At 44.4% G+C, this 21,601-nt stretch carries 19 protein-coding genes; 10 read left to right on the top strand and 9 right to left on the bottom strand.

What is annotated here, in order from left to right; translation table 11 throughout:
- Nucleotides 1–25: 25 nt before the first annotated feature.
- The 4 genes from DYU05_RS14160 to DYU05_RS14175 form a co-directional block, all read right to left on the bottom strand.
- On the bottom strand, nt 26–364 hold the full coding sequence (locus tag DYU05_RS14160) for a hypothetical protein (protein WP_117383752.1): 339 nt from the start codon (nt 362–364) through the stop codon (nt 26–28).
- A 26-nt stretch (nt 365–390) separates the two neighbouring features.
- Nucleotides 391–1,398, bottom strand: coding sequence for an NAD(P)H-dependent glycerol-3-phosphate dehydrogenase (locus DYU05_RS14165; protein WP_117383753.1), 1,008 nt, complete (start codon nt 1,396–1,398; stop codon nt 391–393).
- A 173-nt stretch (nt 1,399–1,571) separates the two neighbouring features.
- Nucleotides 1,572–2,915, bottom strand: a complete 1,344-nt coding sequence (locus DYU05_RS14170) for an efflux RND transporter periplasmic adaptor subunit (RefSeq protein ID WP_117383754.1) — start codon at nt 2,913–2,915, stop codon at nt 1,572–1,574.
- Between the two features lie 31 nt (nt 2,916–2,946).
- Nucleotides 2,947–4,389, bottom strand: a complete 1,443-nt coding sequence (locus tag DYU05_RS14175) for a TolC family protein (RefSeq protein WP_235854026.1) — start codon at nt 4,387–4,389, stop codon at nt 2,947–2,949.
- Nucleotides 4,390–4,474: 85 nt separating this feature from the next.
- Between DYU05_RS14175 and DYU05_RS14180 the strand changes: the two genes are divergently transcribed.
- From DYU05_RS14180 to DYU05_RS14195, 4 genes are all read left to right on the top strand, one after another.
- Nucleotides 4,475–5,098 (top strand): polysaccharide deacetylase family protein, encoded by a 624-nt coding sequence (locus tag DYU05_RS14180; protein ID WP_117383756.1) that lies wholly within the window; start codon nt 4,475–4,477, stop codon nt 5,096–5,098.
- A gap of 54 nt (nt 5,099–5,152) precedes the next feature.
- On the top strand, nt 5,153–5,962 hold the full coding sequence (locus tag DYU05_RS14185) for an alpha/beta hydrolase (protein ID WP_117383757.1): 810 nt from the start codon (nt 5,153–5,155) through the stop codon (nt 5,960–5,962).
- 70 nt (nt 5,963–6,032) lie between these two features.
- Nucleotides 6,033–7,142: a PQQ-dependent sugar dehydrogenase gene (locus DYU05_RS14190; protein WP_205771887.1), complete on the top strand. Its 1,110-nt coding sequence runs from the start codon at nt 6,033–6,035 to the stop codon at nt 7,140–7,142.
- Nucleotides 7,143–7,361: 219 nt separating this feature from the next.
- Nucleotides 7,362–9,629, top strand: coding sequence for an aconitate hydratase (locus DYU05_RS14195; protein WP_117383758.1), 2,268 nt, complete (start codon nt 7,362–7,364; stop codon nt 9,627–9,629).
- A gap of 310 nt (nt 9,630–9,939) precedes the next feature.
- On the opposite strand, the gene DYU05_RS14200 is transcribed toward DYU05_RS14195, so the two are convergent.
- From DYU05_RS14200 to DYU05_RS14220, 5 genes are all read right to left on the bottom strand, one after another.
- On the bottom strand, nt 9,940–10,899 hold the full coding sequence (locus DYU05_RS14200; protein WP_117383759.1) for a Gfo/Idh/MocA family protein: 960 nt from the start codon (nt 10,897–10,899) through the stop codon (nt 9,940–9,942).
- Between the two features lie 84 nt (nt 10,900–10,983).
- Nucleotides 10,984–12,048, bottom strand: coding sequence for a hypothetical protein (locus tag DYU05_RS14205; RefSeq protein WP_117383760.1), 1,065 nt, complete (start codon nt 12,046–12,048; stop codon nt 10,984–10,986).
- Nucleotides 12,049–12,147: 99 nt separating this feature from the next.
- The gene (locus DYU05_RS14210) at nt 12,148–13,035 is read right to left on the bottom strand and encodes a class I SAM-dependent methyltransferase (RefSeq protein ID WP_117383761.1); all 888 of its coding nucleotides are present in this window, start codon (nt 13,033–13,035) and stop codon (nt 12,148–12,150) included.
- 109 nt (nt 13,036–13,144) lie between these two features.
- Nucleotides 13,145–13,897 carry an ABC transporter ATP-binding protein gene (locus DYU05_RS14215; protein WP_117383762.1) on the bottom strand — a complete coding sequence of 251 codons (753 nt, stop codon included), beginning with the start codon at nt 13,895–13,897 and terminating at the stop codon, nt 13,145–13,147.
- Entirely contained in the window at nt 13,894–14,625 is a 732-nt protein-coding gene (locus DYU05_RS14220; RefSeq protein WP_117383763.1) for an MlaE family ABC transporter permease, read from the bottom strand. Before DYU05_RS14220 ends, DYU05_RS14215 begins: the two co-directional genes overlap by 4 nt.
- 120 nt (nt 14,626–14,745) lie before the next feature.
- Here DYU05_RS14220 and DYU05_RS14225 point away from each other — a divergent pair, with 120 nt between their 5' ends.
- The 6 genes from DYU05_RS14225 (at nt 14,746) to DYU05_RS14250 (ending at nt 21,555) form a co-directional block, all read left to right on the top strand.
- Nucleotides 14,746–15,450, top strand: coding sequence for an SDR family oxidoreductase (locus tag DYU05_RS14225; RefSeq protein ID WP_117383764.1), 705 nt, complete (start codon nt 14,746–14,748; stop codon nt 15,448–15,450).
- A 26-nt stretch (nt 15,451–15,476) separates the two neighbouring features.
- Entirely contained in the window at nt 15,477–16,091 is a 615-nt protein-coding gene (locus DYU05_RS14230; RefSeq protein ID WP_117383765.1) for a PspC domain-containing protein, read from the top strand.
- Nucleotides 16,092–16,093: 2 nt separating this feature from the next.
- The gene (locus DYU05_RS14235) at nt 16,094–17,065 is read left to right on the top strand and encodes a LiaI-LiaF-like domain-containing protein (RefSeq protein ID WP_117383766.1); all 972 of its coding nucleotides are present in this window, start codon (nt 16,094–16,096) and stop codon (nt 17,063–17,065) included.
- A 65-nt stretch (nt 17,066–17,130) separates the two neighbouring features.
- The gene (locus tag DYU05_RS14240) at nt 17,131–17,775 is read left to right on the top strand and encodes an RDD family protein (RefSeq protein ID WP_117383767.1); all 645 of its coding nucleotides are present in this window, start codon (nt 17,131–17,133) and stop codon (nt 17,773–17,775) included.
- A gap of 157 nt (nt 17,776–17,932) precedes the next feature.
- Nucleotides 17,933–18,889, top strand: a complete 957-nt coding sequence (locus DYU05_RS14245) for a GLPGLI family protein (RefSeq protein ID WP_117383768.1) — start codon at nt 17,933–17,935, stop codon at nt 18,887–18,889.
- Nucleotides 18,886–21,555 carry a TonB-dependent receptor gene (locus DYU05_RS14250; protein WP_133300238.1) on the top strand — a complete coding sequence of 890 codons (2,670 nt, stop codon included), beginning with the start codon at nt 18,886–18,888 and terminating at the stop codon, nt 21,553–21,555. Before DYU05_RS14245 ends, DYU05_RS14250 begins: the two co-directional genes overlap by 4 nt.
- Nucleotides 21,556–21,601 lie beyond the last annotated feature (46 nt).

The raw sequence follows: 21,601 nt of genomic DNA on the forward strand, positions 1-21,601 counted from the left end.
GGCACCTGAGTGCCTCCGTAAAATATTAAGGTTTGCTTATAAGTGCAGACTCTTTTACATAAACATGGCCGCCTTTTTTACTTACGTAATAATAGCGCGATTTTCCGTCAACATAAACTGTTTGTCCGCCGGGAGCAACTTTGTCTTTAACTTTTTGGTCGGCAACGGCAGATGCTCCCTTTGAGGTTACTTCAGCAGTTTTGTTACCTACCTTACTGGCTGTTTTCTTGGTAGCATGCCAGCCTTTTTTTGCTGTGCTGCCAACTTTCTGGCCAAGAGTGGTGTCTTTGTGTGTTTGTGCAAAGGTGGTTGATGCGGCAAATAAACCAGCCGCAAACAGGGCTGTGGTGAATATACGTTTCATGGTAGTTTTATTAAGTTACTTAGCTATTAACTCAATTTTTCTGCCAGTTTACGCATTTCTGCCGCTGGTGAGCTTTTTTTATATAAAATGGCATAAACCGCTTCGCAGATGGGCATAGGAACGTTGTATTGTAAGTTCACCTGCTGTAGGCAATTTACTGCATAATATCCTTCCGCAATCATATTCATCTCCAACTGGGCCGACTTCACCGTATAACCTTTTCCTACCATATTGCCAAAAGTGCGGTTACGGCTAAACTGTGAATAAGCAGTTACCAGCAGGTCACCTAGGTAGGCAGATTCTTTAATGTCTCGATCAATAGGATGTACAGCATCTACAAAACGCTCCAACTCACGTATCGCGTTTGATATCAATACCGACTGGAAGTTGTCGCCGTAGCCAACGCCGTGGCAAATACCACTGGCAATAGCATAGATGTTTTTAAGTACTGCGCCGTACTCGGTGCCGTATATGTCGTCGGACACAATGGTCTTAATGTACCTGGTGTTTAGCATGCTGGCAAACTCTGTTGCAAGCGCAGTATCCTGGGAAGCAATTGTAAGATACGATAACTTTTCCAGCGCAACTTCCTCTGCATGGCATGGCCCGCTGATAACCATAAAATCGTCGAACGATACCCTATATTTTTCGTTCATGAACTCACCGATGATCTGATTTTCATCGGGTACTATGCCTTTTACTGCCGAAACAACCTTTTTACCTTCAAAATCTTCCGGAGTTATACCTGTAAGTGCCTCTTTAAGGAAGGCGGCCGGTACGTTTAATAAGATGCAGTCTGACTGGTTGATTAGCTGTTTAAGATCGCAGGAGATGTTTTCTTTTGGAACTTTTATTTCTACAGAACTTAGATAATTTGGATTATGTCCAAAATTTATGATGTGCTCGGCGGCCTGCGCGTTGCGCATCCACCAAAATATCTCCTTTTCTACCGTGTTATCGGTAAGCATTTTGATGTTGGCTGTAGCCCAGCTGCCACCGCCTACTATAGTTATCTTGTTGATTTGCTTTAGCATTAATAGTACAAAGTAATAGCGGGCACATTGGTTTGCCAGCCACAACAAATTAATGAATTATAAAGCACAATTACAGCTACCTGAATTACAAAGTAAAATTGAGGCTCAAACAGCTGTAAAACAAAGAAGGGCAATGGAATCTCCATTGCCCTTCCTGCGTGTTGTATACGGGATTAATCCTTTTTACCTTCGGTATTAAACAGTTTAGATTTGTCTACTTTCTCAACTACTTCTCCGTCTTTAAGCGTTTTGGAGATAGCAGCAAATGGTGCCGATACTACTTCTTCGCCGCCCTTTAGGCCGCTTAGTATTTGTATGTTGGTATCGTCCTGTATGCCGGTAGTTACCTGTACCTGTTTCACTTTGTTGCCTTTGTCAAGCACAAATACATATTCTTTGGCGATAGGTGTACTTGCGGTACGTTTATTATCATCCTTGTTATTGTCTGGTTTAGTTTCAGCTTTCTTTTCGTCGCGGGTAGTAACTGATTGTATAGGAACGGCTAAGCTTCTTACGTGATTGGTTTGTATATCCACAGTTGCAGTCAATCCCGGGCGGAAGGGAGAGTGGTTGGCAGCATTCTTTTTCAATAGATCAATGTATGACTGCGCAGTTATTCTCACCTTAACGGTGAAGTTGGTAACCTGGTCGGCGTTGGTGCCAACTACGTTTGCCGAGCTGCCTATCTCTATAACTTTGCCTTCAAATTTCTTACCCAGGAAAGCGTCTATCTCTATTTGAGCAGGGTTGCCTGTGTTAATACGGTTGATGTCGTTCTCGTTCACATCAACATTTACGTCGATGTTATTCAGGTCGGATAAGGTCATGATCTCGGTACCGGCAAATTGCTGTGTACCCAATACGCGTTCGCCTTTCTCGATAGAAAGTTTGGAGATAACGCCGTCAACCGGAGCGTATATAGTGGTTTTTGCCAGGTTATCCTGCGCTTCTTTAACAGACGCAGATGATTGCTCCAATCCGAATTTAGAGCCAACTACGTTTTGCCTTGCTGCTTCAAGAGAAGCTTTGGCACTTTCGTAGTTTGCCTTAGCCTGTTCAAACTCGGCAGTGGTAAGCACTTTATTTTTGTAAAGCTCCTGACTGCGTTTGAAAATAGAAGCCTGGTTGGTGAAAGTAGCTTCGGATTGCTTTAACATTTGCGCAGAATTACCAACGCTCGCTTTTTGGGTATTGTATGATGCCACTGCACGCTCGTAGCCGGATTTTAAGATGTCCGGGCGGATACGGCAAAGCAGCTGTCCCTTTTTAACCACGTCGCCTTCCTTTACAGGTAACTCAACAACCTCGCCGCTTACCTCGGGGCTTATTTTAACTTCCAGGTGGGGCTTAATTTTGCCGCTGGCAGATACGTTCTCGTTAATGTCGCGTGTTTCGGCCTTTTCTACGGCTACCTGCGTCAGTTTAGGTTTGCCAATTACACCGGCAGCCTTAAGTACAAAAAGCAGTACGATAACACCGCCAATGCTAAAAAGGATATATTTAGTAGTCTTTCCCATGATACTTAATTTCAGGAGTTTATTAGTTAATTTATAGTGTTATAGGGTTGCCAAGGTAATAATCTATCACTTTACTTCTGAACACCACTTCGTAACGGGCATTGATCAGGTCGAACTGTGATTTGTTAAGGTTGGTTAATGATGTGTTATAGTCAAGCGAGTTCACCAGGCCTACGTTAAAGCGTTGTTGTACGGTGTTAAACGCATCTTTATTTGCCTGGTAGGTTTGTGTTGTGCTAACCAGTCTTTTCTCTGCGGCACGCAGGTCATACACTGCCTGGATGATTATTTTGCTCAGGTTGTTTTTAGCAATTTGGGTGTTTACAGCCGCATTCTCGTAATTGATTTTTGCTTTGCGAACATTCGTACGGGTTTGGAAACGGCTGAAAATCGGTATTTGCAAGCTAATCCCTACTGACTGATAAAAGTTATCGCTAATTTGACGGAAAAAAGGATATTTACCTTGTATCTGATCGAATCCTGGAACCGTCACCGCCTGATTATTAGGTTGTACAAATCCCACGGTATCTGTTCTGCCGTTTGGCACAACGCCACCAAATAGCCTTCGCGCATCAGAAAAGTTAGAACCCGCTGATCCAAACAAGGCCAAGCTTGGATAATAGCCTCCTTTGACTATCTTGATATATTGCTCGGCAGCAAGTTGTCGCGTTTGGGCAAGTTTTACATCCGGATTTATCTCGAGCGCACTTTTTAGCAGGTCGGCCTCGTTGTAAACCGTTTTAATATCGTTTAATTTGCTGATGTCGGGCTTCTCTACCGTGATTTCTTCCAGTGGGTTCATTTCCATGTACTGTTTTAATATCAGTACCGAAAGGTCTAGTTGGTTTTGCGCATTGGTAAGGTTAAGCTCATTGGTAGATTGCTGCGCTTTCGCCTGCGACAGATCGGCCAGCGTTTGGTTACCTGCGTCATATTGTTTTTGCGCCCTGTCAAGCGCCAGTTTAGATATTTCTATCTGTTGTTTAGCAGCTGTAACCAGGTCCTGATTGGTTAAGATGGTCAGGTACTGAGTAACCACGCTCAATATCAAGTCGTTCTTGATCTTGGCAGTGTTGCTTTTATCTACATCTACCAAAATACGATTCTGAATAATCTGATTTCTTAGTTGCCCGCCTTGAAACAGTATAACCTGGCCATTCACGCTGCCATTAACGGTAAGTGTCTTTTGGTTGGCAAATTGATTAGTAGATGGGTCGAGGTAACGCCCGAAATTGTAAGATGCCTGCGGGCCGGCGCTAAAAGCGGGCAACCGGTTGTATTTAGATTGCTTGTAATCTTCGGTGCTCAGCGCCTCGGTAAATTGAGCTTGTTTAATGGTGAGGTTGCGGTCCAATGCGCGGTCAACAGCCTTTTGCAGGGTAATAACCTCCTGGGCATTGGCTTTAATGTTTACCGTGGCAAGTAAAACTAAGCAGGCAATGGTTACTTTTGCGGGTAAGTATTTTAGTTTCATAATTAGTGGCGTACGATAATAAGTAAAAGATATTTGCCTTTGCATATATCTTTGTTAGCGGACCAGATCATTTCAAACTGCAGAAATGTACCTTATAAAAACTCCCGGGCTGCTTAAAAAGCTTTATCCCTCACTTATTTGGGACGTTAAACCGGCTGCCCGTTCTATTTTTTTGACGTTTGACGACGGCCCTATACCCATTGTTACACCGTTCGTATTAAAAAATTTAGAAGCCTATAAAGCTAAGGCTACTTTCTTTTGTATTGGCGATAATGTTACCCGCCACCCTGACGTATATAATGAGGTAAAAAATGCCGGCCACGCCATAGGTAACCACACTTACAATCACTTGCGTGGTTGGGATACGGATAGTGAAACCTACCTCGATAATTTTTTAAAGGCTGACTATTTGATGCAGTCTGCTCTTTTCCGTCCACCCTATGGCCGCATTAAACGGGAGCAAATAAAAATGCTTCGCGACAGCCGCCCGGGACTAAAAATAATTATGTGGGATGTGTTAAGCGGGGATTTTGATACCAACCTCGACCCGGAGGAATGCCTGCGTAAGGTAATCAAGTATACGAAACCAGGTTCTATTATTGTTTTTCACGATAGCTTAAAGGCTTTCAAGCGGCTGGAATATGTATTACCCCGGGCGTTGGAGTATTGGAGCAAAGCAGGTTATAACTTTGAAGCACTAACTTTATAACGGAAGTACAAAAGAACGGAACTGATCGGCGGCAGATATTTCTTATCTTACATTATGTTTAAATCTTCAAAAATCGTGTTACTAGTAGCCTGCATACTGTTAAGTTTTGGTGCAAAGGCGCAAAACACAGCTGCAGATACCGCCCGCATTATCACCTTTAAAATAAACATTTCGCAGCTTAAGCGCGAGCGCACTATAAGGGTTTACCTGCCTGCCGGGTACGCGTCATCAAAAAAGAAGTACCCTGTTATTTATATGCATGACGGGCAAAATCTTTTTAGCGATGTTAAGGCACCTTATGGTAATTGGTATATTGATTCTGCAATGAAAGCTGTGCCTGCCAGTAAGCAGTCTATAATAGTAGGCATATACCATGGAGATAAATATCGCATAACTGAGTACAGCCCATACGACAGCAAATACGGCAAGGCTGAGGGTGACGCCTACCTGGAATTTATGGTAAAAACGCTGAAGCCGCATATAGATAGCCTGTACCGCACTCTTACGGGCGTTAAGCATACCGCTATTATTGGCAGCTCTATGGGCGGATTGATATCTATGTACGCTATTATTAAGTATCCGGGTGTGTTTGGTACTGCCGGGGTGTTGTCGCCTTCATTTTGGCTTAATCCACGAATATATCAGGTAGCGGCCGGGGTAAACAAGAAAGCAAAAATCTTTTTGTCTTGTGGCGATCAGGAGGGCAATGAGGTGGCAGATGTAATGAAGATGGACACTGTATTACTTGCCGGCGGTTTAACTCGCATTAATGTGCCTGCGCCGTTGATAATAAAAGGCGCCAAGCACAACGAAGCACAATGGCAACAGGTTTTTGTAAAGTTTTACGCCTGGCTAATGCATTAAGCAGCTGTTGTATGTAACATTTAAGGCAATTGCCTGTTCATCAATCATAAACCATCTTAAACTTACGGATATGAGGAACAGGATTACGCTTGCCCTGATGGCTGCCGTGATGCTTTTTAATGCATGCGGGAAAACTTCTGATGAAAGTACCGGCGGCAACCCGCCCGCCGATGCAAAACTCACCGATGTTGTACTAACGCAAAACCTTACGTTCCCCTGGGAAATACTCTGGGGGCCGGATAATAAACTGTGGATAACCGAACGTGGCGGCAAAATAAGCAGGGTAGACCCGGCAAGCGGTACTATTACGCCGTTAGCCACACTGCCTGATGTAGTGTCGCAGGGCGAAGGCGGCTTGCTGGGAATGGTGTTGCACCCTGATTTTAGCGCGACGCCCGAAGTGTTTGTTGCCTATAATTATAACAAAGGAGGAGCTTACACCAAAAAGATTGTGAAGTTCACCTATAATGGTACCACGCTGGTTAACCCCGTGGTGCTGCTGGACAATATACCTGCTGCCGGTATACACAACGGAACCCGCCTTGCGATATCTCCTGATAAAAAGCTGTACATTACCAGTGGCGATGCTTCTGTATCGTCCCGGGCGCAGGACCAGACGAATATGGCAGGTAAAATACAGCGGATTAATTTAGACGGCACGATACCGGCGGATAACCCTATTGCTGGTAGCGCGTTGTGGTCCTTTGGTCACCGCAACCCGCAGGGGTTGGTGTTTGTTGGCGACAGGCTCTATAGCTCTGAACATGGTAACACTACTGACGACGAGATAAACATTATCCAGAAAGGCCGTAATTTTGGCTGGCCGAATGTAGAGGGATTTTGTAGCACCAGCGCTGAGCAGGGATTTTGCTCGGTAAACAACGTTGCCGAACCTGTTTATGCCTGGACGCCAACCATAGCTCCCTCCGGAATAGATTATTATAACAACGATGCTATACCGCAGTGGAAGAACTCGCTGCTGCTTGCTGTACTTAAAGATTCGGAACTGCTGCAGCTAAAGCTAAGTGCCGATGGCAGCAAAGTGGAGGCGGTGAATACCTTTTATAAGGGTACTTACGGCCGGATGCGCGATGTAGCTATAAGCCCGGCAGGGGACGTTTACATTATCACCAGCACCGGCAATAACGACAAGATAATAAAGGTAACCAGAACCCCCTAACCCCCTAACCCCCTAAAGGGGGGGGGACTTTAGTTAGCTAAGTAAATGTTAGTTTATTTAGTTCCCCTTCAGGGGGCTAGGGGGCGTTTATTTAGAACATATCCAAATAAGAATTGTACAAACCCCTGACTGTGAATAAATGTTATAATTTGTAAATTCGCGGCTGACCGCCGGAATGGCTGGCCAACCTCTTTTTCACCACTAAAAAAATCAAACAATATGGCTTTTGATTTAGATATGATCAAAAAGGTTTATGATCGCTACAGCACCCGCGTGGATGCTGCCCGTAAAGCGACCGGTAAACCACTTACGTTAACTGAGAAAATACTATATGCCCACCTTTCTGAAGGTGATGCATCCAAAGCTTTTGAACGCGGTACCGACTACGTAGATTTTGCACCGGACCGTGTAGCTATGCAGGATGCAACAGCGCAAATGGCTTTACTGCAGTTTATGCAGGCAGGCCGCCCGCAGGTTGCTGTTCCGTCTACCGTACATTGCGATCACCTTATACAAGCTAAAGTTGGTGCCGACGCCGACTTAAGCACTGCTAAAGACATCAACAAAGAAGTTTACGATTTCCTTTCTTCTGTATCTGACAAATACGGCATTGGTTTCTGGAAAGCCGGTGCAGGTATCATCCACCAGGTAGTGTTAGAGAACTACGCTTTCCCTGGTGGTATGATGATAGGTACCGACTCGCACACGCCTAACGCGGGTGGTTTGGGTATGGTTGCTATCGGCGTTGGCGGTGCCGATGCCTGCGACGTTATGGCCGGCTTACCTTGGGAGCTAAAGTTCCCTAAATTGCTTGGCGTAAAACTTACCGGTAAATTATCCGGCTGGAGCTCTGCTAAAGACGTTATCCTGCGTGTTGCCGGTATACTTACCGTAAAAGGTGGTACAGGCTTTATAGTAGAATACTTTGGCGAAGGTGCACGTTCTATGTCAGCTACTGGTAAAGCTACCATTTGTAACATGGGTGCAGAAATTGGCGCTACCACTTCGATATTTGGTTACGACCAAAAAGCTGCCGACTACCTGAAAGGTACCAAGCGTGCTGAGATAGCTGAAATGGCTGATGCAATTGCAGAACACCTGACCGGTGACGAAGAAGTTTACGCTAACCCTAACCAATACTTTGACCAGGTAATTGAAATTAACCTGAGCGAACTGGAGCCACACATCAATGGTCCGTTCACACCGGATTTGGCCTGGCCGATCTCTAAATTTGCTACGGCGGTTAGAGAAAACAACTGGCCTACTGAGCTGGAAGTTGGACTGATTGGATCATGTACCAACTCCTCTTACGAAGACATTACCCGTTCTGCATCTGTTGCGCAGCAGGCTATTGATAAACACCTGCAAACCAAAGCGGAATTTACGGTAACACCAGGTTCAGAACTGGTACGGTATACGGTAGAACGCGATGGTTACCTGGGTACATTTGAAGCCATGGGCGGTGTTGTGTTAGCTAACGCTTGCGGACCTTGTATTGGCCAATGGGCACGTCACACAGACGATCCTACACGCAGGAACTCTATTATTACTTCCTTTAACCGCAACTTTGCTAAGCGCCAGGACGGTAACCCAAACACACACGCGTTTGTGGCATCACCGGAAATTGTTACAGCTATGGCTATTGCAGGCGACCTTACCTTTAATCCGCTTACCGATACCCTGACCAATAAAGATGGCGAGCAGGTGAAACTGGATGAGCCAATGGGTATAGAAATGCCGGTAAGAGGTTATGCGGTTGAAGATGCAGGTTACCAGGCACCAGCCGAGGACGGCAGTGCAGTAGAGGTAATTGTAAGCCCTACATCGGCACGTTTGCAATTGCTTGATCCGTTTGCTGCTTGGGAAGGTACCGACCTTACAGGCCTTAAATTGCTTATTAAAGCTAAAGGTAAATGTACTACTGACCACATCTCTATGGCAGGCCCATGGTTGAAGTTCCGTGGCCACCTGGACAACATATCTAACAATATGCTGATAGGTGCCATAAACTACTTTAACCTGAATGCTGACAGCGTTAAGAACCAGCTTACCGGTGAGTACGGCCCTGTGCCTGCTACCCAGCGCGATTACAAGGCGCACGGTATAGGTTCGGTTGTAGTGGGTGACGAGAACTACGGCGAAGGCTCATCACGCGAGCACGCTGCAATGGAACCACGCCACCTGGGTGTACGTGCCATACTGGTAAAATCATTTGCCCGTATACACGAAACCAACCTGAAGAAACAAGGTATGCTGGCCATTACTTTTGCAGATAGCAACGACTACGATAAGATATTGGAAGACGATACCTTTGATATAGTAGGTTTAACAACTTTTGCACCGGGCCAGCAGCTGACCGTTGTGCTGCACCACGCTGATGGTACAACCGACCAATTCCAGGTGAACCACACTTACAATGCACAGCAGATAGAGTGGTTTAAAGCAGGCGGGGCGCTTAATATCATCCGCAGGCAAATGGTGTCTTAATAAGCCGGAAACGCTATAAGTAAAAGTCCCGTTGTGTGATAAACGCAACGGGACTTTTTATTTTGAAAGCAATGATGTGCTGCTGCTTTAAACATTTCGAAGTGTTTCGGTCTGACTGTTTCGCTTTCTGAACTAAAGTTCGACTTTTATCATAACGTATTGACAAACAATGTTTTGATATTTTTGTGTGTATTAGTAATGCTGTTTCGCTTTGTTTCGCTCTAAATTGTAATGATTTAACTGTTAGATGATTATAGTTTTTAAGTGTTTCGGGTGTTTCGCTTCTGCTAACTGAAACAGTTTAGTAAACCTATTCACCTTTAAATTTCAGGCCTACAATTTTCCGAGCCTCATCTATCATCGAGATCATACCGCGAGACATTTGGTGAGGTATAATCGGGCTCTCCAACTCACCCGCGCGAAAAAGATCGGCAAAGTGCTGTATCTCGTAGTTTAGTCCTCCATGGGTAAACGGCTCATCGATAACAACTGTACGGCCATCAAGATAGTTGATGGTCGCTTTTGCAGGATTCCACCAATTTTTGTGAATAGTGATGTGGCCCAGGGTGCCGCATATTAGCGCATCGCCCTTGCCATGCAAGTCAAAACCGGTGTAAAATTGCCCATAGCCGTGCTCGTGCCTGGTTTGAAAAATGCCGAACATATCTATCTCCATACCGCTGAAGCGGCCCATCGCCTGCACTTCATGAGTCGCACCAAGCCAATCCAACCCGAGGAAAGCTTCATATATGCCGATACCCATGAGGCTGCCACCGGCAAGCTCATAACTGAAGTTAGGATGGTCACGCGGAATGTCTGCAACTGATGAGCCTGCCCGTACATAGCCAACCGGCCCTATAGGGTCTTGTTGAATGTACTCCTTCAGCTTGGTATACAGCGGGTAGAAGGGTGGCTTCATGCCTTCCATAAACAGCAGTTTCTTTCCGCGGGCAACAGCAAGCACGGTGTCTAACTGGGGCAGGTTTACGGTTGCAGGTTTTTCGCAGAGTACAGGTTTACCGGCGTTAAAGGCTTGGATGCAATAATCTGCATGGCTATTCGGGAGGGTAGCAATGTAAACCGCGTCGATATCACTTGCCAGCAACTCCTGTGCAGTACTGCAAGCCTTACCGCCGTATTGCGCTACAAAAGCGTCAACGGTTTCTGCCCTGCGGGACCATGATGCCGTAAGCTGCATGTCCTGCAAAGCACTTAATCCTTGCATAAAGCGATGCGCAATGCGCCCGCAACCAATAATACCCCACTTCATATTAACTGTACCATTCTAAAATATAAAACTAAAAAGAAGCCCTGAGTTGTTTAACTCAGGGCTTCAAATTTCCTACATCCATGACTATTGGTATTGGATGTAAATTGGATATGGCTTGTAGCGCGATAACACTTCTTCCGGTGTAAGCATGTGGTGCGGCGCTTTTTTAATGTCGTTTTTGTAGAACAATTTAAAACCTGTGAACTGTACAGGCTCCTGGTTGATGAAGTAGCGGTAAGTGCCGGTCTTCAGGTCTGGTTCGCCCCAGCCATCCATATCCATAACCACCTGTACTTCGGGGCGCAGCTTGATGTTCTTGTAGTTGGTTACCATCTTTTTAGTAAAGCGGTGTACTACCAAGATCTTTGGCGGTAAGCCATTCTTCCTTACAATATTCGCCAAATAGTTAGATACATAGTTAACGTCGGCTGCATCGTAAGTGCCTATTTTTCTACCAGGCTTGCTGCCATCTTTCATAGAGAACTCAGGGTCCATGCCAAAATGTACCTGCGGCATTTTAAGATATTTTTCAAATAAAGGTAATTCTGCCTGTATGTTGCTTAAGGCCACCTGCACATCCAAAAACACAATTGCATGAGCTTTTTTAGCAAGCACCAATACGCTGTCTATCTGTTTAAACGGCATACGATAACGGAATTTTCCATCCTTACCCCCGTCGCCTTGTGCAACTACAGCGATGTAGTGCAGGGCAGGCTGTACAGGTGTTTTAGGATCGGCTTTCTCCCAGTGTTTTACTTCGCCTTTTAATTTAGCGAGCATTTCGTTAGGCGGAAGCTCTCCCAAAATACCCATCTTTTTAGAGTATAGGTTACCGTAAAACGCAACTACACGTTTGTATGGCAAAATAGCACCACCTAGTGGATAAGGTGCGCCCTTTACCGGCCAACGGCCTGATGTATCGCCATGAGCGTTGAATTTTAATAAGGAATCATACTGAGCCTTATCTGTTGGCGGGTAACTTGATTTTACCACACCAAGGGTGTCCGGCTGGTCTTCGTCTTTCTTGGCGGTGGTATCACCGGGTTTTTTTGCATCGGCTTTTTTGCCTGTGTCTGATGTGCAATTAGTGAAGAAAACGGCTGTGCAGAGCACAAAAAGGGCAGGAAAAAGCGCGCGGTTGAATTTCATAGGTAAGGTAAAGTTGCTTAAGTTGAGGTATTAATAACCCGGTATGTTTTTCTGTTTAGCTAAATATTATTCTTGTAAAGATATAAATTGACCCGACTATCATGCCTTATTTTTATAAAATTTACCAAACACGCCTAGCGGTAATTTAGGGCCGGCAGTGGCTTGCAGGTACAGTTCACCAATCTCCAGGTTTTCCACTTTCGGGAATGCGCTTTTAATCAGGTTTTCTATGATCACACAGGAGAAACCCAGCGAATAAGTGTTCAGTATTAAAAAATGTTCCTCAGGATCCAACAGTTGGATCACGTCGTGGATCATCTCGTTTATGTTATCTTCCAGCTTCCACTTTTCACCGTTAGGGCCATTGCCGTAAGCGGGTGGGTCAAGTATGATGCCGTTGTATTTTTTGCCGCGTTTTACTTCGCGCTTTACAAACTTTAAAGCATCCTCCACCATCCAGCGGATATCTTTTAAACCACTTATCTCCTGGTTTTCGTTTGCCCAGGTGACTACTTGTTTAATTGAATCTACGTGTGTGGTTTCGGCTCCCGCGGCATTTGCTATTAATGAAGCACCACCTGTATAGGCAAACAAGTTAAGCACCTTTGGAGCAGGCGTTTTAAACTTCTTTATGTTGCCTGATATATAATCCCAGTTAACTGCTTGCTCAGGGAAAATACCTACGTGTTTAAACGAGGTGAGGCCCAACCGGAATTTTATAGCTGCATCTTTATTTTTGTATTCGATGTGCCAGCGGTCAGGCGTTTGCGGACTTTTCTTCAACCATTCGCCTGACGTTGCAGAACGACCTTTGAACTTAATATGGTGCAGCTTTTGCCATTCAGCTTCGCTTAAGGCTTTACTCCAAACAGCTTGTGGTTCTGGTCGTATGAGTATAGTGTTACCAAACCGCTCCAGCTTTTCAAAATCGCCGCAATCTATAAGTTCGTAATCTTTCCAGTGGGTTGGTGTAAGGAGTTGGATCATTGTTCAGTTTGCAGTTGCCATTTGCCGTTACGCTTTTGGCTCATTTAAAATGCAAATATAGCTAATCTTATATGATGCCTGTTGTAAACTGTATACCGCAAGTTTGATGCTATAGCTTACTTTTTGCAGCTTGCATAAACTTACTGGCGAATACAAAATCATTAAGCTCCTGGTTATCTGTTTTAGATATTTCCTGGTTGCTGCCTTCCCACCATTTTTGGCCCTGATGCAAAAAGATGATATGATCACCAATACCCATCACCGAGTTCATATCATGCGTAACCACAACGGTTGTCATGTTATATTCGGTGGTAAGATCGTTTATCAAGTCGTCGATTAAAATAGAGGTCTTTGGATCGAGGCCCGAGTTGGGTTCATCCACAAACAGGTATTTAGGTTGCATGGATATTGCCCGGGCTATACCTACACGCTTTTTCATACCGCCGGAAAGTTCCGCCGGAAAAAGTTTGTTCTTGTCCTTCAGGTTTACGCGTTCAAGGCAAAAGTTAGCCCTGTCGCGCTTTTCCGCTGCTGATTGGTTTGTGAAAAGATTAAGTGGGAACATGATGTTCTCCTCAACGGTCATGGAATCAAACAGTGCCGAGTTCTGGAAGAGCATGCCAATCTGGGTGCGTATAGGTACACGCTGCTCAAAGTCCATCTCGGTAAAGTTCTCGTCTTCAAAAAACACCTGTCCTTTAGTAGGTTCGTGCAGTCCAACGATGCATTTTAAAAGGGTTGTTTTACCTGACCCTGAACCACCTATAATAAGGTTGTTTTTCCCGGTGTGAAATGTGGCACTGATACCTTTAAGCACATCGTTATCACCAAAGGTTTTGTAAATGTCTTTTACTTCTATCATAACATTAATCGGGTGATCATTAAATCGGCAAATAAAACCATAACACAACTATAAACCACACCCCTTGTAGCCGACTGACCAACTTCAAGTGCGCCGCCGGAGGTATAAAAACCCTGGTACGCACATATAGAGGATATAATGAAGCCGAAAGAAAAGGATTTAACAAGCGCAACCTGGATAGTAACCGGATCAAAACCATCATGTAAGCCCATAACAAATTCTGCGGGAGCAATATCGCCGCTGAACACACAAGCAAGATAACCTCCCATCATTCCTAACACAATAGAAAGCACTACAAGCACGGGAAACATTACTATAGAGGCTAATATTTTAGGGGCAATAAGGTACCCCGGAGCATTTACGCCCATTATTTCTAATGCATCAATCTGTTCAGTAACCCGCATAGTGCCAATTTGCGACGCAATGCTAGAACCAACACGGCCTGCAAGCACCAGTGCCGATATAGTAGGGCTAAACTCGAGAATGGTAGAGTCTCGCGCTATGCTGCCTGCAATACTTTTTGGTACCAGCGGACTAGCCAGCTGGAACGCAACCTGTATGGTGGCTACCGCGCCAATGAATACTGAGATAATAGATATGATGCCTAATGAGCCTACACCTATAGAGACCATCTCGCGCATTACTTCTGCCCAGTAAACACTGAACTTCTCGGGCTTTTTAAAACTTAAACGAAGTAGAAGTATATATTTTCCTAAACTGTGGAACATCCTTGGAGGCTAAGTTGGGTTAAAAATACGGTTTTTAATTTTAAGCTTTACGGCTTGTTATAATTCAATTACTTTTAATAGCACACACGTTATTCACAGCAAAACACATTATTTATCATCATGACGAACGCATTAATAACCGGAGCAACAAAAGGCATGGGCCGTGCCACAGCCATCGCACTTGCTAAACAAGGATTAAACTTGTCAATTTGTTCTCGTAACGCGCAAGAATTATCAGATTTTAAAGCGGAACTAAAGCAAATCGCTCCCCAAATACAAGTGTTTACCATGGTAGCAGACGTAAGTAAGCGCGATGATGTAAAAAACTTTGCCGAATTCACCGACAAAAACATGGGTTTTGTCGACATTTTAGTGAATAATGTAGGTATGTTCAAGCCCTCTTTTATACTTGATGACAGCGAAGATTCTTTCCAAAAACAGATAGATACCAACCTTATGCCGGCCTATGAACTATATCGTTTCTTCGGTAAACGCATGGTTTCTGTCGGTAAAGGGCACATCTTCAATATTTGCTCTATAGCAGCACTTGCACCCGTACCCGAGGCAGGGGTGTACACAGTAACAAAGTATGCGTTATTAGGTCTTAATAAGGTAATGAAACTCGAAATGCAGCCACACGGAGTAAAGGTTACGGCTATAATCCCGGGCTCGACATTAACAGACTCATGGCGCGGTGCTGATGTAGATAAGAACAGGATGGTTTTACCGGAAGATATAGCCGACGCAATCCTGACCATTTACAAAATGAGCCCGGGCGCCAATGTTGATGAGATGATCGTTACACCGAAGTACGGACAGATCTAATTATTAACACTATAAAACTAAACAAAATGGAAAAGAAGCTCTATAGAAACGAACACAACAAGATGATAGGTGGTGTTTGTTCCGGCCTGGCCGATTATTTAAATATTGATGTAACCATTGTACGCCTGGTGTTCCTGGTGTTGTTCGTAACTCATGGAGCCGGCTTTTTGATGTACATCATTTTACTGATAGCGATGCCAAAACGCCCGTTTGCGTATCAGGACCCCAACTTTAATCCGGGAGTAGATTACCGTGTACCACCATTTCAGCATTTTAGCGGAATGGGTACGCCGCCACCCTTTGATCCTAATTTTAAGGTGCCTTTTCAACCTAAAAAGCCTTCAAACGCAGGCATGGTGTTCGGCTGTATACTTATAGCACTTGGCTCATTATTCCTGGTGGACGAGCTAAACATTATTCCTGACTGGGACTTTGACAAACTTTGGCCCGTGTTGCTGGTAGTAGCTGGCATAGCAGTAATATATGGCGGCCAAAAAAAGCAGCCATGGGAAAAAGAAGGCTGGAACAAGACAGTTGAAACCGATGTTCCTGCCGCCGATGAGCCTACAGAAAAAGGCGGAGGTATAGACCTGAATAAAAAGAGCGAAGAACCTAACAACGATAACCCTACAACTATATAATCATGAAAAGTAACAAAATAATGCCGGGCATTATCCTGGTTTTAATAGGCGCAATATTCTTGTTGAATAACTATAATGTTATCAACTTTCACTGGGGCAACGTTATTTACCTCTGGCCTGTGTTCCTGATCATGGGCGGCGTTAATCTGGTGCTCGCAAACAACCACACCGTTTGGGCAGCGGTGGTTAAGGTGGCGGTAGTTATACTTGCATTTGGCCTGCTGATATTTGCTCCTGAAAGGAACCATGTGTACTGGAACCATCATAACGGCAACTTTAATTTCAGCGATCATGATTCAGACGGAGATGATACCGCCAGCTCTAAAGGTGTAATTAAGGTAGAAGGAAGCAGTAAGTTTAATGAACCCTTCACTGCAGGCACTACTACTGCACGTTTGAATATTAACGGCGGCGCTTCTGTATTCGACTTGAAAGACACCACAAGCAAGCTGTTTTCTGCAGAGACCAAAGAGTTTGTTAACCGTTATGAGTACGTTAAAACCATGGATGGTAACATACCGGTGATAGATTTTAGGATGAAGAACAGGAAGAATAATAGCTTCAACTTCGACAGCGACAAAACAAACACCGCTTACCTGAAACTGAATACAACGCCGGAGTGGGAGATAAATATTAAAACAGGTGCAAGCGAAACAGACTTCGATCTGAGCAAATTCAAGGTGAAATCGCTTAATATCAACGGGGGGGCAGCATCTTACGACATCAAAATGGGAATGCCGCTTGCAGCAACCAACATCGAGGTATCAACCGGCGTATCTGAGGTGCACATCCGCATACCAAAAGGTGCCGCTTGCCAGATCACCACACAATCAGGCCTTTCATCAAACGATTTTGACGAGTTCGATAAAAAAGAAGATAACCGTTGGGAAACCCCGGGTTTTGCTACAGCAACTAATAAAATGTACATCAAACTTAAGGGCGGAGTGTCTGACTTTAACGTGAACAGGTACTAAACTTTACCCCACCTAACCTTAAAAGCCGGGAGGGCATAACAGTTAAATTGATTAGATTTGACCTTATGCAACCTTCCGGCTTTAACATTTCTGAACCCTCCATAGATACCTACATCCTTGTAGTTAACGGTAAGCCCGAAGGCCCTTATTCTATTGATGAGCTTAAGGCGCGTAAGGTCAAGCCTGGTGATTTTGTACGTAACGGCGCTATGGACGATTATAAAGAAGCTCATGAAGTTGCTGAACTACGGCAGCTTTTCGGCTTTAAAAAGCAAGCGTTGCCGCTGCAGTACTTTGGTAGTTTCGATCAAAGGGCAATTGCTGCGGTGCTGGATTGGTTGATTGTTTCGGCCGGGTTTGTGTTTATTGCGTTTGCAGCCATGCTCATTATTCCTGATAAATTTATTAGAGCTGTTGTCACAATTGCTATTATAGCACTAATACCTATCGCCAAGATCATTTATAACACCAAAATGGAAAGTGGACCCAAGCAGGGGACCTATGGCAAACAACTGCTCGGCATCCGCGTGTGCGACATATATGGTGAACAAGTCAGTTTATCCAAAGCCCTGAGCCGCAATTTGGCTAAATACGTTTCTACCCTTACGCTGTTTATAGGTTATCTTATGTGCTTTTTTAACAAAAAGCAGCAATGCCTGCACGATCTAATGGCGGACACTCTGGTGATAAAAGGCCGGCTTGATGGCTAGTGTTCAAATAACAGCTAAATTCTGATACAAGGTCTCACTGAACCATCTGTTAAAAACTGTTAAATTCTACGAAACTATCGTAGTTTAACTAATCGGATAGTTATATTTGGTTTGTCGTTAATGACTTTCAACCTTAATTCTACAATATCACTAACAAATGAAAAAGTTCAACCTGTTCCTGATGTGCTGCTTTGCGGCGGTTATTGCAAAAGCACAAACACCCGAAATGGCTAAAGCAATTGTGCACTACAAATTTACGCATGTGCGCGACACAACCATGCGCGATAAGCCCTACACTGAAAACATGGTGCTGTTTTTAGGAGAAACATCCAGCGCTTACAAAAGCTTTGATAAGAAAACTCAGGACGCCCTAATGCGCAAACAGCTGGAACAGCAAATAGCCGAGCAAAAGGGCAATGCTAATATGAATTTTAAGATAACCAATAACAAACCTACAACCCGGTCGGAAATATACCAGTTCCCTGCAGTGGGTAAACTGATGCGTAAGGAGTCGCTGATTACACCCTACTTGATAGAAGAAACAATGCCAGCCATTAGTTGGAAAATAACAGCGGACACAGCTACTCATGGTACGCTCAAGTGCCAAAAAGCAACGGGTCATTTTCGCGGCCGTGACTATACGGCATGGTTCTGCCCGGAGCTGCCTTTCCGCGCGGGCCCGTGGAAACTCAATGGGCTGCCTGGATTGATTGTGGAAGCTTATGACGCTAAAAAAGAAGTTGAGTTTAAGTTTGATGGCTTAGAGCAGGTTGACGCAACAAAGCCGGTTGCTAAGGTAGCCGATCAGCCTTCCCCAACAGGCGCTTTTATGAAGTTTAATGGCGATGATGAGGGCGACCCTAATTTAATATCCGTGCCCACCAATGCCGTTAAAACTACCGAGAAGGAGTTTAACAAACTGCAGGATGCTATGCGTAAAGACCCGCAAGCTTTTATGGCAGCAATGGGCGGCGGTGCTGGTCCGGGTGGTAATATGGTGCGCTCCGGAGGTGGTGCAATAACGGGTGGGCCGGTGCGTACGGTTATAAACGTTGGGCCGGGTTTGGGTGGTCCTCAAATGAACAATCCAATAGAACTACCCGAAAAGAAATGATACGGCCTTATAAAATGAGTGTAGTATGCATTTCATGCATGCTATGCTCCGGCTTTTGCCTGGCCCAAACCTTAAAAGGCACCGTTGCAGATAGCTTGGGGAAGCCATTATCCTTTGCAAGTGTAAACCTAAAGGCGGGTAACCTTATTGTTGCTTATACCAACACCAACAACAAAGGCACCTACAGCATTAATATTCCTGCTGATGCAGATAAGGCAAACTTGCTTATTGAGGCCAGCCACCTCAGCTACAAAAAGGATGTGCAAAAGGTAAGTGACTTTGCCGTTGCGTATAATTTTAAACTTAGTGGTGCTACCAATCAGTTAAAAACCGTGGTGGTAAAAGATAACAGACCTCACTTGCGGACGCATGGGGACACGCTCGACTATAAGGTTTCGGAGTTTTCTAGTCCTCAGGATAGAGTTATAGGTGATGTGATTAAAAAGCTGCCGGGTGTAACGGTTGATAAGGATGGTAAGATCAGTTATAACGGCAAAGCTATATCCAACTTTTACATAGGCGGTGATAACCTGCTGGACGACAAATACAACATTGCAACAAGTTCTATCCCGAACGGCGTTGTGGACAAGGTTCAGGTGATGGAGAATCACCAACCTGTAAAAATGTTACAAAATAAGGTGGTAAGCGACGATGTCGCCATGAATCTCACCATTAAAAAGGATGCAAAACTACAGTTGGTAGGGCAGGAGACTATTGGAGCCGGTTTGCCGGACAAGTATTACGCTGACCTGAATGCCATGATGTTTAAAGACAAGTACAAAGCTATCAATGCGCTGAAGGTAAATAATACCAGTCTCGACCTGGCTAATGATGTAATAGCCCACAACAAGGGAGGCTTTATGTCGCGACTGGATAATGATAAGCCCGGATCTGTTTTGTCCCTTGGTACTGCAGGAGATCCCGATCTGCCAACAAACCGTTACCTGTTTAACCAGGCAGCTATGCTCAACCTGAATAACTTAGTGAACTTAAAGAACGACGTTCAACTGCGTGCCAACGTATCTTACCTCCATGATACTCAAAAGCAGAAGTACACCAAATTCAGTGAGTTTTACCTTCCTAATGACACTGTACGCTACGCTGAGGTGCAGGACAACCGACAAAAGCCCGATCTGTTGCATAGTTTATTCTCGCTTAACATCAACAAAAAAGAATACTATCTAAGCAACAATTTTGTAGCGGATTACGCCAAAAATACCGGTTACTCTGCACTTGTGACAAATGGTACTCCCGTGAACCAGGTATTGAAAGACAACTTGACAGATATCTCAAACGAGTTCAATTACATGAAGACTTTTAAAACCAACAATATAATTGAACTCTACAGTTATCTTAACCGATCTACCGAGCCTGAAAACCGTATAATAGAGCCCGGCCTCAACCCAGATATATTTAACAACGGTGTTCCATACAAGCAATTAGTGCAAAATGTAAATATACCAACCTGGTTCACCAACAACTACATTTCTTACAAGGTGCCGGGTAATAAGCTAACCCAAAGCTACAAAGCCGGCTTTATGCTGCAATCACAAAACCTGACATCTAATTTGAGCCTTTTGCAGCAAAACAGTACAAGTGCTCTCCTGTCAGACAGTGCGGTGAACAACCTCGACTGGACCAAAAGGAAATTGTATTCCGAAGCACGGTACGATATTCCCGGCAGTATACTTAAGCTTACGATCATCCTTCCGGTCAATTACCTGAACATCGATTATAAAGACAGCTATTATGGTTTGAAAAAAAATCTTGAACGCTTGTACTTTAATCCACAGCTGAACATCAAGTACCAAACGGGTATAGAAGACTATATATCCGCAGGATACAACTTTAACAATGACATCGGCAATATACAGGATGTATACCGTGGCTACATTCTGCAGAACTACCGTGGTTTGTTTGCCAACAATGCCGATCTTACCGAACGCAAAACACAGTCGGCTTCTCTGGGCTACAACTATCGCAAGGCCATTTCGCTGTTCTTCTTTGGGGTGAACGCATCTTACACGCACCAGGATGCTAACAGCATATCATCAAGTATTGTTACAGATAACATACAGCAGCGTATTGTATTACCTTACGATAACAACATTGATTCGTGGTCGGGTAACGGGGTGGTAAGCAAGTATGCCTTTAGCCTGCGTACAACGTTTAGCGCGGGGTTAAGCTATCAAACAACCAGGCTCAACCAAATACTTAATAATATAGTGCTACCTTATAAAACCATCTCTACAGGTGCGAGTTTTGGCGCCGATACCAAGTTAAGCAACAAGGTAAACTTTAGCTATAAGGCCGCTTATGACCGTACCAGGAGTAAGTCTACCGTAACTGATTCTGAAAATAAATTTGAGCGACTTACACAGCAGGGATCGGTTAATTATAACATCAGCGATAATTTGTTCCTGAAGGTTGCGGGAGATCACTACTATACCCACCAGCAACGCGCAAACGATTTGGTTTACATGTTTGCCGATGCCAGCATCCGGTACAAGTTTAAAAAGATAAAAGCCGATGTAGAGATAGGGGCGCAAAACCTGTTCAATATCAAAACATACAGCGCGCTGTACTTATCGGCAAATACGTTCACGTCCAGTGCTTACACCATACCCGGGAGGTTCCTGCTGGCGAAGTTCACTTTTAATATCTAGTTACAGATGCTTTTTACAACAAGAATTTAACAAGTGTTTCGGTTCG

Source organism: Mucilaginibacter terrenus (assembly GCF_003432065.1).
In the GTDB taxonomy this organism is placed as follows: Bacteria; Bacteroidota; Bacteroidia; order Sphingobacteriales; family Sphingobacteriaceae; genus Mucilaginibacter; species Mucilaginibacter terrenus.

Coding starts and splice junctions, on each gene's coding strand:
- DYU05_RS14195 (WP_117383758.1), top strand. CDS start 7,362: ATGGCTTTTGATTTAGATATGATCAAAAAGGTTTATGATCGCTACAGC.
- DYU05_RS14250 (WP_133300238.1), top strand. CDS start 18,886: ATGATACGGCCTTATAAAATGAGTGTAGTATGCATTTCATGCATGCTA.
- DYU05_RS14235 (WP_117383766.1), top strand. CDS start 16,094: ATGAAAAGTAACAAAATAATGCCGGGCATTATCCTGGTTTTAATAGGC.
- DYU05_RS14190 (WP_205771887.1), top strand. CDS start 6,033: ATGAGGAACAGGATTACGCTTGCCCTGATGGCTGCCGTGATGCTTTTT.
- DYU05_RS14185 (WP_117383757.1), top strand. CDS start 5,153: ATGTTTAAATCTTCAAAAATCGTGTTACTAGTAGCCTGCATACTGTTA.
- DYU05_RS14200 (WP_117383759.1), bottom strand. CDS start 10,899: ATGAAGTGGGGTATTATTGGTTGCGGGCGCATTGCGCATCGCTTTATG.
- DYU05_RS14230 (WP_117383765.1), top strand. CDS start 15,477: ATGGAAAAGAAGCTCTATAGAAACGAACACAACAAGATGATAGGTGGT.
- DYU05_RS14160 (WP_117383752.1), bottom strand. CDS start 364: ATGAAACGTATATTCACCACAGCCCTGTTTGCGGCTGGTTTATTTGCC.
- DYU05_RS14175 (WP_235854026.1), bottom strand. CDS start 4,389: ATGAAACTAAAATACTTACCCGCAAAAGTAACCATTGCCTGCTTAGTT.
- DYU05_RS14170 (WP_117383754.1), bottom strand. CDS start 2,915: ATGGGAAAGACTACTAAATATATCCTTTTTAGCATTGGCGGTGTTATC.
- DYU05_RS14240 (WP_117383767.1), top strand. CDS start 17,131: ATGCAACCTTCCGGCTTTAACATTTCTGAACCCTCCATAGATACCTAC.
- DYU05_RS14245 (WP_117383768.1), top strand. CDS start 17,933: ATGAAAAAGTTCAACCTGTTCCTGATGTGCTGCTTTGCGGCGGTTATT.
- DYU05_RS14225 (WP_117383764.1), top strand. CDS start 14,746: ATGACGAACGCATTAATAACCGGAGCAACAAAAGGCATGGGCCGTGCC.
- DYU05_RS14220 (WP_117383763.1), bottom strand. CDS start 14,625: ATGTTCCACAGTTTAGGAAAATATATACTTCTACTTCGTTTAAGTTTT.
- DYU05_RS14215 (WP_117383762.1), bottom strand. CDS start 13,897: ATGATAGAAGTAAAAGACATTTACAAAACCTTTGGTGATAACGATGTG.
- DYU05_RS14165 (WP_117383753.1), bottom strand. CDS start 1,398: ATGCTAAAGCAAATCAACAAGATAACTATAGTAGGCGGTGGCAGCTGG.
- DYU05_RS14180 (WP_117383756.1), top strand. CDS start 4,475: ATGTACCTTATAAAAACTCCCGGGCTGCTTAAAAAGCTTTATCCCTCA.
- DYU05_RS14210 (WP_117383761.1), bottom strand. CDS start 13,035: ATGATCCAACTCCTTACACCAACCCACTGGAAAGATTACGAACTTATA.
- DYU05_RS14205 (WP_117383760.1), bottom strand. CDS start 12,048: ATGAAATTCAACCGCGCGCTTTTTCCTGCCCTTTTTGTGCTCTGCACA.